The following is a 15337-nucleotide window of genomic DNA, read 5'->3' on the forward strand; positions in this document are numbered from 1 at the left end:
TCGGAAGCGGGTCGCGTCCCGTCAGCCTGCGGGCGGGATCACGAAGGTGCTGAGCGAGTCGGCCGGGAGGACCGCCCGCAGCAGCCGGTCGCCGATCAGCACGTTGATCTCGTCCTCCTGGGCGAGGTCGTTCTGGACGACGACCACGAAGCTGCTGTCCGGGTTCTCGAAGGTGAGCAGGTTCTCGTAACCGTTCAGGGTGACGGTGTCGAACACGCGGGCACCCGGCCGCACGAACTGCGACACGTGCCGCATCACGTAGTACTCGTGGTTGAGCCTGTAGGCGCCGGTGGCCGTGTCGACCGTGACGAGCGAGTTCTGCTTCCAGCCCCACGTGCTCGCGGCCTTCTGATCGAGCGCGATGTTCCAGTACATGTAGGCGTTCGCCCCGTTGCGGAAGTAGTGCCGTATCTGAGACCACGCGTACCGGGAGTGTCGCCAGTCGTTACGGCCGTCGCCGCACTCCTGCTCGGTCTGGTAGATCCGTTTCTCGGGATGCCGGCCGCGGAACGCGGCGACAGCGCGCTTGCCCTCCCACTGGAAGCCCGCCCCACTGAGGAATCCTGCGGCCGTGGCGTCAGCGAACAGTGGTTCGAGCAATGCTTCGTCGCCCCTTTCCAGTGTTCCGGCGAACACCTCGACGCCGCGCCGCCGCATCTCCGGGCCGAGGTGGCGGACGAAGCGCACCAGCCCGTCCGGGGTCCAGGTACAACTTGGAAACGGCTGCGGCGAGTTGAACTCGTTCTGCGGCATGACCATGCCGATGGGGATGCCCTCCGCGCGGTAGGCGTCGATGAACCGGCCGAAGTAGTCCGCATAGGTCGCAAGCGACCGGTCATCGAGGTGCATCATGTCACTCCCCTCCCGCCCCCGCTGCTCGGGATGCAAGCCGTTGGACACGCCAAGGTGCGGCTCCGGCAGGGCACCCGCGTAGTGCCGGTTCTTCTTCAACCACGTCGGGGGGCTCCACGGCGACGCCCAGAACCGGAGATCCGGACGGTGTGCCTGTGCCGCCCGGATGAAGGGCACCAGGGTGTTGAGGTCGTGGACGATGCTGAAGTGGTCGAGTGCGAAATCTCCGTCGACCTCGTCGTGCGAGTACCACTCCAGAGCGAAGTCGCTCGCCCCGATGGGCAGCCGGCACAGGGAGAAACCGGCGCCGTCACCAGTCCCGAACAAGAGGCCCAGGACCTCGTTCAGCCGCGCCTCGTCCAGGGCGTTCAGGGCCTTCCAGCCCTGGCCGCTGAAACAGGCGCCGAAGCCCTCGACAGATCGCGCCGAGGCGTCGAACCGCACCATCGCGTCCGGCATGGCGGTGACGGGTCCGATCGACCCGTCCGTCCGCTTCTGCCACGGCAGCTCCGACGTGGTCACGATCCAGGTGACAGCAGGGTCCGCTGTCATACCGGCGGTCATGGGCCTCTCCTTCATCTCGGCACACTTTCACGGAGAACGTTTATCATTAATAAAAATTCAACTGGCCCATCCGCTTCTGCAGCCTCCACGCCTTCTCACTCGTTGCGGGACGCGGCCGGGGCGGCCTCCGTCGGCTCACGGACTCACCTGCCGAGGGCTGAAGCGCAGTGCCTCGGCGACCGCCACCTCGGACAAGGCGGTGAAGGACCCGGCGGCCGCCCCCGCCACCAACACCCCCTCCGTCCCGATCGTCGATCTCGCCGTCGTCTCCGGGCGAACAGGGCAAATCATCGGCATGCACTTCTTCAGTCCCGTACCGGTGCAGCACCTCACCGAATTCATACCGGCTCTGACCACGAACCACGAGACGCTGCAACGCACTCGCCCGTTCGCCGCCCGGCTGGGCAAACAGGCCGTTCAAGCACCGGACCGCTCGGGCTTCGTCGTCAACGCCCCGCCGTTTCCCCACCTGCTGCACGGGTTCCGCATGGTGGAGTCCGGTCGGGCGCGGCCCGAGGACATCGACAAGCGCACGGAACCCGCTGTGCCCACCCCCATGGGACCACTGCGTCTACTCGATCTCGGCGGCATGGTCGCCGTCGGGCGCCTCGGCTGTAAGCGTGGCCGCTTCCACCAGTACGACGCCCGAGCGGTCGGCCGGTCACCGGCCGCCCGTGAAACCGGCCTCGATGAGTCCGGCGGGAGAGTGCGGCGAGTGCCTGCTCTCCCGCCTGTACACATGGTGACGACGCCCGGTTCGAGGTCCGTGCGGACCCATTCTTTGGCCACCCGCAGGGATTGGGTCCGCCTCCGGGGCCTGTCCGGCGTCATGGAGCACCGCCACCGCCTGGGAGTGGAGGCCTCGTCGAGTTCGCCGGTGTCGATGTCCGAAGGAGTCGTACCCGTCTGGCTGAACAGCCCCTTCGGCGCCAACATCAGTGCTCATCCCGGGTGTTCACGCTCTGTCGCCGCCGGTCACCACGGACTCGGGGACATCAGACCGGTCAGCCGCGGATCGCCACTTCGCGGTACGGCGTGATCAGGACCGGCCCGATCAGGCCGCACTGCTGGCGCGGCATCGCCGATTGTGCGGAGTATCCCTCGGTCACCCGAAGCCGGTTGCGCAGGGTGGTCGCGACCCGGACGGTGATGGTGTTGGTGCCCTCCTTCAGGCACCCGTCAAGGTCGAGGCGCCTGCTGATCTGGTCCGGCGGGGGAAGGACCTTGCCGTTGACGGTGACCTCGAAGGTGTCGGTGACCCGTCCGAGGTCGAGATAGGCACCGTCGAGGCGGGCGAACCGCACGGTGGTGGTGTAGGTGCCGACGCCGGAGACATCCTGGAGTTCGGGGATGTCCGACCATGCCTTGAGGCCGTTGACCTGCAACTCGTGGGTGGTGACGGCACGTTGGCCGTCGGTCCCGCGGTGCCAGTCGTCCACACGGAGCGTCCAGTCCTCGAGTTGCTGTGCGGCGGGCACGGCGGGGACAGTGCCCTGCCGCGTGGCGCCGTTGTCGAGGGTGACCGTGTAGCTGCCCGCCTGGGTGGCCCGCAGGCGCAGGGTTCCGTCGCCGGTGGCCACCACCTCGCCGCCCGTGGCGTTCACGGCGTGCGCCGCCTTGCCGCCGTCGAGCGAGATGACGGTCGAACCCCCAGGCGCCAGCCGCAGCGGTACGACGGTGCGCCCGCCGGCCGTCGTGTAGCGGCCGACCACAGTGGTCTTCCCGGTCCACGCGTCATGTTCGTGCGGAACCCCCGTTCCGTCGAGGGTGACGTCCGCGGAGACCGTCTTGGCGGTCGGGTTGTGCAGGTAGTAGAGGGAGCCCCGGTCCAGAGAACGGTGCAGGGCGAGCAGTCCCGGCACCTGGGTGAGGTCCGCGGCAGGCCGGACGCCGAGGTCGCTCAGCGCGCCGGGCAAGCCGTCCTGTCCGCTGATCCGCCGTACGGAAGACTCCTCGACCAGCATGGCCAGCACACGGGCGAGTTCGGCGTCCTGCTGGTCGGTGCGGTAGGCGCCGGGGACACGCCCCGGCATGTCGCCGACGATCACGACGGGCAGACCGGAGCGGGCGTGGGACAGCAGCAGGCGGGCGGTGGCCACGGGGAGTGTGGGCTGACGGTCCAGGATCAGCGCCCGGTAGGCGGGGCCGTCGGGGGCCAGGCGGCGCCCCCTGACGCGGGTGCCGTCGAGCTGGTCGGGACCGGCGAAGTCGTAGGTGAATCCGGCGGCGCCCGTGGGAGTGCGCACGTCGTTGCCGTAGCTGTGCCGGTAGACGACGAGGTCGACCTGCGGACTGCCCTGGCGCAGTGCCCACTGCATACGGGTGGTCCAACCGGTGATCTTGTCGGTGTCGCCCCAGGTGGGCTGACGCGGACCCCAGGACTCGGAGAAACCGTTGCCCGCCTGGCCGAAGGTGAAGGGGGAGAAGCCCGGCCAGTCCTTGACACCCAAGCCCTGCGCGGTGGAGAAACCATGGTAGACAACCTGGTTGACGCCGTGCGCGAAGTTCGCTTTGACGTGTCCCAGGAACTGCGCCCAGGTCTGCGCGTAGGCCTGGTTGAGGGTGGCACAGCCCTCCATGGAGAAGACCTTCTGACCTGCCAGGTGGACCGCGCCGGAGGAGATCCAGTGCGAGGGGCCATCGGTGTAGTCGAAAGAGACGCCCAGCGACTCGGTCTCGTTGATGTCCAGAGCGGCCGCGACGGACGGGGTGTCGATGGTGGTGCCGTAGGGCTGGGCGCGCAGCTTCAGGCCGAGCGCGTGCGCCCAGTCCTTCAGCGGCTCCACGTGCCCCTCGACGTACAGGTCGGTCAGGGTCTGGAAGTAGTCCTCACGGACCCGGGCGCCGCTGTGGTCAGTGAACTCGAACTCGGGCGTGGCACTGGGAGAAACGCCGGTGTACTGGCGGTGGATCCGGGCGATGTAGACGAGCGGTAGCCGCTCGCGCAGGGTGTAGCCGCGCAGCTTCTCGAAGCGGGCCGGCAGGTCCCAGGTCCAGTGCAGGTTGGAGTCGAGTTCGAGGGAATCCTCGAAGAGGTTACCGCCGTTGCTCTTCAGCAGGCGGCGCAGGCGCGGAGTCAAAACGTGCTGTTCGGTGTACGAGATGGCGGCGCCGGCGCCGGCCGCGGAGAAGTGATCGACGACGTACGCCGGTTCGACGGCCACGTACTGCCCGGTGACAGCTGCCTGCCCCGTGCCACGCTGCCAGTGGGCGATCAGCAGCCACTGCCCGCCGTCCGGCGCCGTCCAGGAGATGCGGCCGTCGCTCACCTTGGCGGTGAGGTCGACGAAGGAATCCTGGTCCAGCACCGTCGGCTTCGCCTGCGGATCACCCTGGACCCGGAACGCTTGGAGCGCGACCAGTGTCTGCGCGGTGACTCCGGCGTGCGGGTCCGCGGCGGCCGGCACCGCCCCGGAGTAGGTGTCGCCGCCCGTGATCTGCTTACGGCCGTAGGCCAGTTCCTGGGCTGCCTGCTTGCTGTCCGGGGTCAGTCCCGGCGCGACCAGCGGCCATGCCGGCCCGACGGTCAGGTCGACGCGTAGTCCGAGCCTGCGGCCCGTCGCGACCGCCTGCTCCAGCCGCGCGGTCTCGATCTCGCTCCCCCAGCCGTACTGCTTCGGGTCCAGCGTGAACATGCACTGCAACTCGACGCCGCCGAAGCCGCGGTCCTCGATCGTCTTCAGCTCGGCGTCGAGGGTCGCGGGCTCGATCTCGCCACAGGGCCACCAGTACCTGATCTTTGGCTTCGCCGTCGCGGGCGGGGCGGCAAACCCCGTCATCGCCCCGGCATCCTGGCCGGTGGCCGGTGACGCACTGACGGATGCAGCGGTGGCGGGCGCTATGGCCACGGCCATCGCCGTCGCTCCGGCGCTGGCGCAGAACTGTCTGCGGGAAAGTCTCATGGCGGCTCCAGAGGAGTGTCCAGCGGACTGAAACGTTTCATTCCGGTTAATTTCGTGAGCCTAAAATTTTTCGAATGGCCTGACAAGAGGTCGTACCCAAGTGTTTTCCGCTCCGGGCGCACAAGGCTGCGTCGCCGATCAAGCCAGGCCACGAGGGGGCGAACGACGCCGCTCCCTCTCCTTGAGCGAACCACCAAGCACGGTAGGCAAGTTGGAGCGGCGGTCGCGGCGGTGAGACTGGGCCCGATACGACTACGGCATACGCGAACCGACATCGGAGCCACAGGCGACGATGCGGCGCGGACCACAGCCACTCCGTTCGCCCGAAGCTCCGGCCCAGCCCTGGACAACCTGGCCACAATCGGTCGCCACACGCTTGTCGGCCCCATCGACGCCTCGGGATGTGACGGTGAGTGGTCAGCCGGACAGCGTCCCCCAGTTCCGCCACCTGCGCGAACACAGCCTGAACGACGTCCGGTTCGCGCCCCGCGACCCCGTACAGGCGATCCGCAAGGTGATGATCAGCGCGTTCTGCCGGTGGCACCCCGTGCACTTCCCGGGTGACCTCTTGGGCGTGATCCCGAATGATGTCGCCGAAATGGTCACTGCGACGACCCGCCGCATTTTCGCCCGGCTGGACCAGGCCGACATCCGCGGCCGGCTCGACACGGTCACCGACAATGCCGGAACGCGGTTACCACAAGTCAAGCGGATGCCCATGGACGCCAACGAGGACCTCACGGCCTTCCCGGATCGTCACTGGAATTCGACGGCGTCCAGGTACTCCCCACAAGGACGCGCTGCTGCGACTGGTCACCGCGGCGCTCTTCGAGATGCACGGTGAGTGGATCGCCTTCCCTCACCGTCCCCTCTCGGAGGGGAGCATGGACCAGATCTGCGCCGACACCTCCTACATGTACAACGCAACCAACACAATTGATCGGCTACACCACGAGAGGGACACGACCGAGCCCCCGCTCCGGCTCGCGCCAACCATGTCGCCGGCCCTATCAAGCCATCTCAGCCAAAGGCCATGACTCCCGCGGCTTCCGCGGCCAGGGATTCGACGCCAAGTCGCCCGGCGGACGGTAGCCGCCAATTTTGACGCATGATAGATTTTTGAAAATGGATTGTCACCAGCACGTGGCGTGACTTCTGCCGAGTGTTGGTGATCTGACCTCGCCCGGCACCGCCAACAATGCGTCATTACCTGACCTGAGCCCCCCGAACCGCTGCGGTACGGGTCCGCCAGTCCTCGTGCTGTGGTTCCTGGGCATTGCGATGGCAGTAACTGCCCGGACTCGGGGGCGAGTTCTCCAGTGGCCCGATTAAGGCCCCGGGCGTGGCGGAGTATGCCGCGTCCAGCGCGGCTCATGAAGGTTTACCTTCCGGCTCCGACAATCAATGTGTATATGAGGGAGAGTTCCACATGGTAGCCGTCACCCATACATTTCCCGGCTCCGGAGCAGGGAAACGACAGCCGAATGTATTACTGATCCTGACCGATGAATGGCGCGGGCAGGCCTTGGGCAGCGCAGGCGACGTCAACACGCACACCCCCCACATCGATGCCCTGGCCGACGAAAGTCTCACCTTCGAGCAGGCGATCGCCGGTACGCCCATCTGCTGTCCTTCCCGAGCGTCCCTGCTGACAGGTCAGTACCCGTTGACACACGGCGTCTACATCAATGATGTGCCGCTGAAGCCAACCGGGACGACACTCGCCGAAGCATTCGCGGGCGCCGGGTACGACACCGCCTACATAGGCAAGTGGCACCTGTTCGGCAGCCCCGAAGGGCGGTACGAACGGCGTGAGAGCTACATTCCGGAGGATGCGCGGTTGGGCTTCCAGTACTGGAAGGCGGCCGAATGCACGCACGAATACAACCGGTCCTCGTACTACGCGGGCAACGATCAGGCCAAGCGGTTCTGGGAGGGTTACGACGCGATCGCACAGACCGCGGATGCGTGCTCCTACATGCGTGAACGATCGGCCGGGAGGCCCTTCTTCCTCACTCTGTCGTACGGCCCACCGCGCTTTCCACTGGACTCGGCGCCCGAGGAGTACGCGGCACTCTACCGTGACCGTCCGCTGGAACTCAGGCCCAATGTTCCCGAGGGCAGACGGGAGGACGCGCTTCGGGACCTGCGCGGCTACTACGCGCACATCGCCGCAGTGGACGAGTGCGTTGGCAGACTTCTGGCGACTGTGGACGAGGCCGGGCTCGCCGAGTCGACGATCGTGATCTTCACGTCCGACCACGGAGCAATGCTCGGTTCACAGGGGTTGGAACACAAGCTCACTCCGTGGGAGGAGTCGATCCGCGTACCACTCCTGGTGCGCGGGCCGGGGATGATCACGCCTGCGTCCACCGACATACTTCTCAACACACCTGACCTGATGCCGACGTTGCTGGGCCTAGCGGGTATCGCCGTACCGGCGGGTGTCGAGGGCGTCGATGTCCTTGCCCCAGGGACACCACGACCGACCAGCGCATTCCTGAGCGTTCCGGTGTCCTTCTCGTCCCTTCGGCACGACGGATTTTCCGAGTATCGCGGAGTGCGAGACGCTCGATACACCTACGTGCGCTCGCACTCCGGCCCATGGCTGCTCTACGACAACAAGAACGACGCGTACCAGATGCGCAACTTGTGTGACGACCCGGCAGCACGCCCGGTGCGTGATCGCCTAGAACGTGAACTCACCTCATTCCTGGAGAGCCTGCACGATGAGTTCCTGCCGTCCCGGGAATACCTCGAACGGGACGGATGGGCGCACTACTTCGAGGTCAACACGCGCAAGGGGCATGTGGACAGCCCCTGGGGCGACTGGGAGTCGACCCTCCCCGGCGAGGAGTCCGGCTGGTCCGTGAACGTGACTCCGCTGCAGGCGATCATGGCTGACCCCGTAGCCCGGGACATCGTCGCCGAAGAACTTCCAGATCTGATCCAGCTGGATGAACTTGAGCGTTGCCTCCCCGCGACCCTCGTGGTGCTCAATGCGTTCATGCCGGAACTCGTCAACGCCGAGGGGGTCGCTGCGGTTGCGGCACGGCTCTCGGAGCTCGGCACCCACGGCCACGCCGAGTCCCCTCGACTGCTGGACAGTTGAGCCGTGGCCTGGTGATCAGGTGAGGAGCACCCAGAACCGCATCTGCCTCGAGAACGTCCAGATCGCATGGGACGCGCCGGCCTGGAGCCCCTGCTCGCCCTGACCGGCCAGGCCCTCCCCTGGAGACCCCGCCGTCTGCGGCTATGCCTGCTCACCGCGACCGGGCGGCTCTTCGTCACCGGCCACCTCCGTATCCCCCGCCTCGCGAAGCACGCCCCGGACCAGCCACATCACTGCCGCCCCTGACCAGCTCACCCACCTCCTGAACACCAGCTGACCAGCAGACTTCCCCGGCCCAACGACTGCACCATCCGCCCCGGAGCCGTGGGGCCAACTGGAGAGATCGAGCCCGCGACCATGATGCACACCGACGCTCCCTGGCAGGACATCGTCGACGCGCTCACCACGACCGACCCGCTCGTCCAGCAGCAGGCGATCCACTCGCCGACACCGGAGGCACGGGCATTCACCCACGAGACCGCTCTGCGCTTTCCGGGCTCGATACAAGTCCTGCCTGACCGCGCCATCGAGGCCGGGGCCGTCCGTCCGAAGGTGGGAAAACGTCACCTGGTCGCGGTCATCATCATGACCATGGCCACCGCGCACCCCAGCTGTCCGGGCGGGGCGGACCGCCGACGCCACCTCGCCCTGCTCGCCGACGGACCCCGCACCTCCCCCACCACCCCCGCCCGAAAGAGGCGGTAGTCGCTGCCGGCCAGGAGATGCCGACCCGGCTGCACTTTCCACCTCTCGGGTCGCCTCCCTCAACCCGGACAAATAAGTGCTCGTCCGCGGCCGACGGCCTGGGCGGCCTTCTGGCATTACGTGCCCTGAACGTCGGCGCCACCGTGATGGGCGCGGCGGGCGACGACGCCAGGCTGCCGGCGGTGCGGAGCAAGGGCGCGCCAGCGGTGACCCACGCTGCCGTGCCGCTCCTTTCCGTCAACCTCTCGGTGTGACGGGAGCCTGCCAGATGGCGACGATCACATCGACGAGACCTGCCGCCACCTCCCCCCACGTCGCGCGGGGCGTGGGAGCACCCTCCGCGAGAGCGCGCTCCCGCTCGGCACACATCTGTGTGATCAGATGACGCGTCATGGCGGCACGCTCTTCATGCACTCCTGGCGGCAGTTCAGGCAGACACCGGTCCAGCCCCTCCCGCAGAGCCTGCAACGAGGGGGACGCCGCATAGAACACCTTGCCCGCGATCACGCGCAGAGCGGGATCAGCGGCGACCTGAGCGACGAAGCGCGCATACCAGCTGGGGCTGCCCAGCGCCTCCAGATGTTCCACCACCGGGTACACGGCAGCCGCTATCGAGTCCTGCAGGCGCGAGGAGTCGTCAAGCTCGGCCAGCATGCGCGCGCGGGCCCCCTCGATCCGCTCGCCGTGCTTGCGCACGATGGCGCCGATCAGGTCGGACTTGGTACCGAAGTGGTACGTGACGGCCGCGTTGTTGCCCTGCCCGGCCGCCTCGCTGATCTGCCGGTTGGCGACCGCGTGTACCCCTTGCTCGGCGAACAGGCGCTCCGCCGCAGCCAGCAGCGCCTCGCGCGTCGCGCTGACCTGCTCGTTCCGTTTGGTCCTGCCTGCCATCATCACCACCGCATCGGGACATGGAACCAACCCGCGACGGCCCGTCCCACAGGCCGCCAGAGGTTCCCGGACGTGCCGGGGGAGATCAAACCGCGGAAGCGCACGTAACTACGCGCCGTTCACGATCTGCGGCCCCATACGAGCGGCGACCTGCACGTCGTGCGCCTGCGTGCAACTCTTCCACACCATGTTCGAACATGATTCGACCTTCCCCACTTGAACACAGGCTCACTCTCAGGTTACATTTTAAATCAACCCGTTGATTTAAACCAGCTCTCAGCGGTTCCGCTTACGACGTCCTGATCAAACGGAGACCTGACATGTCCGACACCCCCACCCAGAGCACGGACACCAAAGCGTCCGCACCCCCCAATCCGAACGTGATCGTGACCGTGCTCGCCTTCGCCGGGATCGTGGTCTCGCTCATGCAGACCCTGGTCATCCCGATCGTGCCCGAGCTGCCCAAACTGCTGAACGCCCAGGCCTCCGACACCGCCTGGGCCGTCACCGCCACCTTGCTCGCCGCCGCCGTCGCCACCCCCATCGCAGGGCGCCTTGGTGACATGTACGGCAAGCGCCGCATGCTCCTGACCAGCCTCGCCATGCTGACAGCCGGTTCTCTCGTCGTCGCCCTCAGCGACTCGCTCACCCCCATGATCATCGGCCGGCTCCTGCAGGGCCTGTCGGCCGGTGTCATCCCGCTGGGCCTGAGCATCATGCGTGACGAGCTGCCCGCCGACAAACTCACCTCGTCGATCGCCCTGATGAGCGCCTCCCTCGGTATCGGCGCCGCCCTCGGCATGCCCCTCGCGGCCTTCATCGCCGACAACTTCAACTGGCACGTCCTGTTCTGGGCGTCCACCGCCCTGGGCGCCGTCGCTCTCGTCGCCGTGCTCACCCTCGTGCCCGAATCCAAGGTGCGCACCGGCGGACGCTTCGACCTGATCGGCGGCCTCGGGCTGGCGGGCGGCCTGGTCTGCATGCTGCTGGCGATCTCCAAGGGCGGCGACTGGGGCTGGGGCAGTGGCACCACCCTCGGCCTCTTCGCCGGAGCGCTCGCGATCTTCCTCCTCTGGGGCTTCTTCGAGCTGCGTACCGACGAGCCGCTGGTCGACCTGCGCACCACCGCCCGCCCGCAGGTGCTCTTCACCAACCTCACCGCTCTGGCCTTCGGCTTCTCCCTCTTCGCGATCCAGCTGATCGTCCCCCAGATCCTCCAGCTGCCCGAGCAGACCGGCTACGGCCTCGGCAAGAGCCTGCTGACCGTCGGACTGGTCCTCGCGCCCCAGGGCCTGATCGTGATGCTCGCGGCTCCCATGTCGTCGAAGATCTCCGAGGCCAAGGGCCCGAAGGTCACCCTCATGCTCGGCGCCGTCATCGTCGCCGGCGGCTACGCCCTCAATCTCGTCCTGATGAGCGAGATCTGGCATCTGATCCTGGTCTCCTGCATCATCGGCGCCGGTATCGGGTTCGCCTACGGTGCCCTGCCCATGCTCATCATGAGCGCGGTCCCGGTGTCCGAGACCGCCGCCGCCAACGCCTTCAACACCCTGGTCCGCTCCATCGGCAGCTCTGTCGCCAGTGCTACCTGCGGTGTCATCGTCGCCCAGATGACCATCAACCTCGGCGGACACGCCCTGCCCTCCGAGAACGCCTTCAAGGTGATCATGGGAATCGCTTGCGGCGCTGCGCTCGTCGCCCTGCTTCTGGCCTCCTTCCTTCCCGGTCGACGCGCAAGCGTCGCCGCGCATGGGGCGCCGGTCGAGGCGGCCGCTACCGCGGACGCCGGGCACAAGTAGGCGTCCCGGACACGGCGAAACCTTTCTCCGAGGCCGTCGGCGCTCCGCCCCGCGGAGCGCCCGGCCGGACAGCCCGCAGACCCCGACAAGGAGAACGACATGGCAACGTACGTCCTCGTTCCAGGCGGAGCACACGGCGGCTGGTGCTACCAGCGTGTCGCCCGGATCCTGCGGGAAGCCGGCCACGACGTCTACACTCCGACCCTGACCGGCGTCGGCGAGAGGTTCCACCTGCTCAGCGACGACATCGATCTCGACTTCCACATCCGCGACGTCATCCAGGTGCTCAGATACGAGGACCTCCACGACGTGATCCTCGCCGGGCACAGTTACGGCGGCATGGTCATCACCGGCGTCGCCGACCTCGCCACGGAGCGGATCGGTCACCTCGTCTATCTCGACGCCGCCACACCGGTCAACGGGCAGTCGCTCGCTGACATCTCGCCCTCGCAGATGGCGGCGGCCCGGGCAAAGGGCAACGTGGTCAACGGGGCCGAGGTCGTGCTTCAGCCGGGGCTTGAACCGATCCCGAACTACGGCGTCACAGACCCGGCCGACATCACGTGGATGATGTCGAAACTGACCCCCCACCCGTACAAATGCTTCGCCCAGAAGCTCCACCTCGAGAACGAGGCAGAGCTCTGGCAGATACCGCAGACGCACATCGTCTGCACCAGCACGCTCCCCCACCGCGATCCCGCGCTCATGGCCAAGGCGCGCGCCGATGGGCGGCTCTGGGACATCGACACCGGCCACGACCTGATGATCACCCAGCCCGAGGCCGTGGCCGAGTGTCTCCTCCGCATACCGACCGCTTGACCCTACGGAGCACTGGAGCCCCGGATGACCATCACGAACCAGCAGCATGAGCCGGCTCAGCAGCCAGGCGGACTGCTCGAGGGCAAGGTGGCCGTGATCACCGGTGTTGGTGCGGCGGAGACCATCGGTGCGGTGACCACCGCGGTGTTCGTGAAGGAGGGCGCACAGGTGCTCGCGACCGACATCAGCGGCGCGGTGAACGGCACGGCTCTCTCCCTCGGCCCCGCGGTTGTCCCGTTCAAGGCGGACATCACCCGCGAGGAAGAGGTCGAGGCGGTCTTCGCGCGCGCGGTGGACGCTTTCGGACGCGTTGACATCCTTGTCAACGTCGCGGGCAACCCCGGCGGACGCCGTGGCGAGGAAGTCACGGTCCAGGAGTACGAGAGCCTCACCTCCGTGCACCTGCTCGGCACGCTTCTCACCAACAAGCACGCTGTGCGCGTGATGGCGCCCGCCGACGGCGGCGCCATCGTCAACTTCTCCTCCGCCGCGTCGTTCAACACCGACAAGCTGATCTCGATGGCCTATTCCGCGGCGAAGGCCGGCATCAACTCCCTCACCAAGTCCTACGCCGTCCACTACGGCCCCGCCGGTATCCGCGTCAACGCCGTGGCACCGGGCTTCACCGTGAGCAAGAAGAACCGCGATCTTCCCCCCGAGATCGAGGCGAGCCTGAGCGGCAGGGCCGCGCTCGCCCGACCGGGCACTCCCGAGGAACAGGCGGATGTCGCCGCGTTCCTCGCCTCGGACCGCGCTTCGTTCGTCACCGGCGTCGTCGTTCCCGTCGACGGCGGATGGACCGCCAGGCTCGCCTGACACCGCACGCGTCCGTGGGTCGTGTCCCGGTACTCGGCTCACTGGTTCGACGACTGCCCGCCGGTCCCCTGCCGGCGGGCACCGGTCTTCTCCCCACCTCCACCCACGAACCGAATTCGGCGCCACCGCAGGCACGCCTGGAACTGGACCCCCACCATGATCAGAAGCTTGCAGAGGTACCCATTCCACCATCCCCGTGTTAGCGACGCTGCCGGGGCCGCCGTGCTCATAGGCTGTTCCCTCCTCGGCAGCAACGTCGCGCTCCCCGGTCACGCCCTGGACGTCTCCATGTGGCCCGGCGTCCTGCTGACCGGGCTGTCCTGCATCTTCCTGCTGTGCCGCCGCAGCCATCCCCGCACCACGGTCGTGCTGACCACCTCCTGCGCCATGGCCCTGGTCGCGCTCGGCTACATCGTCACGATGCTGCTGCTGGGCCCGCTCATGGTGGCGCTCTTCTGGCTGGCGAAGCACACGCGGCGCAGGGTCGCGTACTCCTTCGCCCTCGGTTCCATCGTCCTTCTGGTGGCGACCGGAACGCTCGACGGTGCCCCCGGCGAACCGCTGTTGTTCCGGACGCTCGGCCCCACCGCCTGGCTGCTGCTGCCCGCCGCTCTCGGCACCGCGAGCCGGATTTACAGGGCGTTTCTTGAGGAAGAAGCCCGCCAGCGCGTCGGTGACGAGCGGATGCGCATCGCGCGCGATCTGCATGACGTCGTGGCCCATCACCTCGTCCTGGCCAAGCTGCAGGCGGGCGCCGTGGCACGGCTGGTCGGCCCCCGGCCCGCCACGGCCGAACAACTGGCCCTCGAGCTCACGGGCACCACCACGATGGCGCTGAGCGAACTCAAGGCCACTGTCGGCCTGTTGCGCCGTGCGGGTGTCCCCGGCGAGTCGGCGGCCCGCACTCCGGGGCTGGCCCAACTCCACGAACTGACCGCCACGTTCCGAAGCGCGGGGCTCACTGTCGCGGTCAGCGAGGAGGGAGTGGTCCGGCCCCTCGCGGTCGGCGCGGATCTCAGTGCCTACCGCATCGTCCAGGAGGCACTCACCAATGTCACCAAGCATGCCACCACCACATCCGCCGCAGTCAGGCTGGTCTACCTGGACGACCGGCTGTGCATCTCCGTCACCAATGAAGGATCCGCCAGAAGCGCCAACCCGCCCGCGCCCAGCGGCGGCTACGGCCTCATCGGGATGCGCGAGCGCGCCCGTGCGGTCGGGGGCCTGCTCCGCGTGGGGTCACGTGACCAGGGCGGCTTCGAAGTCGTCGCCGAGCTTCCGCTACGGCCGGGGGCATCGCACGAGGAGCGCACCGCGCCCTGACCGCCGGCGCACCCGGTGCACGGTGCAGGTCAGTCGATCGCGGCCAGGGTGCGGAAACGGCTCGCGTGGAAGATCAACGGTGTGGTCTCGGGTTCCGCACGCAGCCCGTGGATCCGCAGGAGGGCGATGTCGTGGTCACCGGCCGGTATCTCCGCCTCCAGCGAGCAGTCGAGCCAGGCTGTCGCCCCGTGCACGAACACGGCTCCCCCCTCAGTCGGTTCCCACTGCACGCCGGCGAAGCGGTCGCCCTCCTTCCGGGACAGGTTCACGCAGGCGACGTCGTGGTCGGCGGCGAGCACGCTCACCCCCAGCCGCGGGCAGTCGCGCAGTTTCGGCCAGGTCCGCGACGAATCCTGCACGCAGAGCGAGACCAGCGGTGGGCTCAGCGACACCGAGGTGAAGGAACTGGCCGCCATCCCGACGGGAACGCCGTCCAGCAGGGCGCAGACCGCGGTCACGCCGGAGGGGAAACATCCATACGCCCGGCGTAGCGCGGCGGGGTCGACGGGCAGGGCATCGAGGGTAATCATTCCGGTCTCCGTGGGGTGTTGCGA

General features: G+C 67.7%; 13 protein-coding genes. 9 read left to right on the plus strand and 4 right to left on the minus strand.

What is annotated here, in order from left to right; all coding sequences use genetic code 11:
* Positions 1-21 precede the first annotated feature (21 nt).
* Positions 22-1416 carry a hypothetical protein gene (locus tag ABZ490_RS23785; RefSeq protein WP_358993161.1) on the minus strand — a complete coding sequence of 465 codons (1395 nt, stop codon included), beginning with the start codon at positions 1414-1416 and terminating at the stop codon, positions 22-24.
* Here ABZ490_RS23785 and ABZ490_RS23790 point away from each other — a divergent pair.
* A complete protein-coding gene (locus ABZ490_RS23790; RefSeq protein ID WP_358993164.1) occupies positions 1415-2455 on the plus strand; it encodes a 3-hydroxyacyl-CoA dehydrogenase NAD-binding domain-containing protein in 1041 nt (346 codons plus the stop codon). The genes ABZ490_RS23785 and ABZ490_RS23790 overlap by 2 nt on opposite strands.
* On the opposite strand, the gene ABZ490_RS23795 is transcribed toward ABZ490_RS23790, so the two are convergent.
* The gene (locus tag ABZ490_RS23795; protein WP_358993167.1) at positions 2421-5195 is read right to left on the minus strand and encodes a glycosyl hydrolase; all 2775 of its coding nucleotides are present in this window, start codon (positions 5193-5195) and stop codon (positions 2421-2423) included. The genes ABZ490_RS23790 and ABZ490_RS23795 overlap by 35 nt on opposite strands.
* 532 nt (positions 5196-5727) lie before the next feature.
* On the opposite strand from ABZ490_RS23795, the gene ABZ490_RS23800 reads away from it, so the two are divergent.
* The 4 genes from ABZ490_RS23800 (at position 5728) to ABZ490_RS23815 (ending at position 9135) form a co-directional block, all read left to right on the plus strand.
* Positions 5728-6162: a transposase gene (locus ABZ490_RS23800; RefSeq protein WP_358993170.1), complete on the plus strand. Its 435-nt coding sequence runs from the start codon at positions 5728-5730 to the stop codon at positions 6160-6162.
* A 585-nt stretch (positions 6163-6747) separates the two neighbouring features.
* Complete coding sequence (locus ABZ490_RS23805) at positions 6748-8430, plus strand: sulfatase (protein WP_358993173.1); 1683 nt, start codon at positions 6748-6750, stop codon at positions 8428-8430.
* A gap of 66 nt (positions 8431-8496) precedes the next feature.
* On the plus strand, positions 8497-8676 hold the full coding sequence (locus ABZ490_RS23810; protein WP_358993176.1) for a hypothetical protein: 180 nt from the start codon (positions 8497-8499) through the stop codon (positions 8674-8676).
* Between the two features lie 111 nt (positions 8677-8787).
* Complete coding sequence (locus tag ABZ490_RS23815) at positions 8788-9135, plus strand: hypothetical protein (RefSeq protein WP_358993179.1); 348 nt, start codon at positions 8788-8790, stop codon at positions 9133-9135.
* Between the two features lie 237 nt (positions 9136-9372).
* Here ABZ490_RS23815 and ABZ490_RS23820 read toward each other — a convergent pair whose 3' ends face one another.
* Complete coding sequence (locus ABZ490_RS23820) at positions 9373-10026, minus strand: TetR family transcriptional regulator (RefSeq protein ID WP_358993182.1); 654 nt, start codon at positions 10024-10026, stop codon at positions 9373-9375.
* 320 nt (positions 10027-10346) lie between these two features.
* Between ABZ490_RS23820 and ABZ490_RS23825 the strand changes: the two genes are divergently transcribed.
* From ABZ490_RS23825 to ABZ490_RS23840, 4 genes are all read left to right on the plus strand, one after another.
* Positions 10347-11825, plus strand: a complete 1479-nt coding sequence (locus ABZ490_RS23825) for an MFS transporter (RefSeq protein ID WP_358993185.1) — start codon at positions 10347-10349, stop codon at positions 11823-11825.
* Positions 11826-11924: 99 nt separating this feature from the next.
* Complete coding sequence (locus ABZ490_RS23830; protein WP_358993188.1) at positions 11925-12644, plus strand: alpha/beta fold hydrolase; 720 nt, start codon at positions 11925-11927, stop codon at positions 12642-12644.
* 24 nt (positions 12645-12668) lie between these two features.
* Positions 12669-13460: an SDR family oxidoreductase gene (locus tag ABZ490_RS23835; RefSeq protein WP_358993191.1), complete on the plus strand. Its 792-nt coding sequence runs from the start codon at positions 12669-12671 to the stop codon at positions 13458-13460.
* 222 nt (positions 13461-13682) lie between these two features.
* Positions 13683-14783 (plus strand): sensor histidine kinase, encoded by a 1101-nt coding sequence (locus ABZ490_RS23840; protein ID WP_358993194.1) that lies wholly within the window; start codon positions 13683-13685, stop codon positions 14781-14783.
* 29 nt (positions 14784-14812) lie between these two features.
* On the opposite strand, the gene ABZ490_RS23845 is transcribed toward ABZ490_RS23840, so the two are convergent.
* Positions 14813-15313 carry a flavin reductase family protein gene (locus ABZ490_RS23845; protein ID WP_358993197.1) on the minus strand — a complete coding sequence of 167 codons (501 nt, stop codon included), beginning with the start codon at positions 15311-15313 and terminating at the stop codon, positions 14813-14815.
* Between the last annotated feature and the right edge of the window lie 24 nt (positions 15314-15337).

This window comes from Streptomyces sp. NPDC005811 (genome assembly GCF_040630405.1).
Classification (GTDB): domain Bacteria; phylum Actinomycetota; class Actinomycetes; order Streptomycetales; family Streptomycetaceae; genus Streptomyces.

What these genes read in the sequence shown, in the direction of transcription:
- ABZ490_RS23815 (WP_358993179.1), top strand. Translation starts at nt 8,788, where the DNA reads ATGATGCACACCGACGCTCCCTGGCAGGACATCGTCGACGCGCTCACC.
- ABZ490_RS23825 (WP_358993185.1), top strand. Translation starts at nt 10,347, where the DNA reads ATGTCCGACACCCCCACCCAGAGCACGGACACCAAAGCGTCCGCACCC.
- ABZ490_RS23795 (WP_358993167.1), bottom strand. Translation starts at nt 5,195, where the DNA reads ATGACGGGGTTTGCCGCCCCGCCCGCGACGGCGAAGCCAAAGATCAGG.
- ABZ490_RS23845 (WP_358993197.1), bottom strand. Translation starts at nt 15,313, where the DNA reads ATGATTACCCTCGATGCCCTGCCCGTCGACCCCGCCGCGCTACGCCGG.
- ABZ490_RS23820 (WP_358993182.1), bottom strand. Translation starts at nt 10,026, where the DNA reads ATGGCAGGCAGGACCAAACGGAACGAGCAGGTCAGCGCGACGCGCGAG.
- ABZ490_RS23830 (WP_358993188.1), top strand. Translation starts at nt 11,925, where the DNA reads ATGGCAACGTACGTCCTCGTTCCAGGCGGAGCACACGGCGGCTGGTGC.
- ABZ490_RS23790 (WP_358993164.1), top strand. Translation starts at nt 1,415, where the DNA reads ATGGGCCTCTCCTTCATCTCGGCACACTTTCACGGAGAACGTTTATCA.
- ABZ490_RS23805 (WP_358993173.1), top strand. Translation starts at nt 6,748, where the DNA reads ATGGTAGCCGTCACCCATACATTTCCCGGCTCCGGAGCAGGGAAACGA.
- ABZ490_RS23810 (WP_358993176.1), top strand. Translation starts at nt 8,497, where the DNA reads ATGGGACGCGCCGGCCTGGAGCCCCTGCTCGCCCTGACCGGCCAGGCC.
- ABZ490_RS23785 (WP_358993161.1), bottom strand. Translation starts at nt 1,416, where the DNA reads ATGACCGCCGGTATGACAGCGGACCCTGCTGTCACCTGGATCGTGACC.
- ABZ490_RS23835 (WP_358993191.1), top strand. Translation starts at nt 12,669, where the DNA reads ATGACCATCACGAACCAGCAGCATGAGCCGGCTCAGCAGCCAGGCGGA.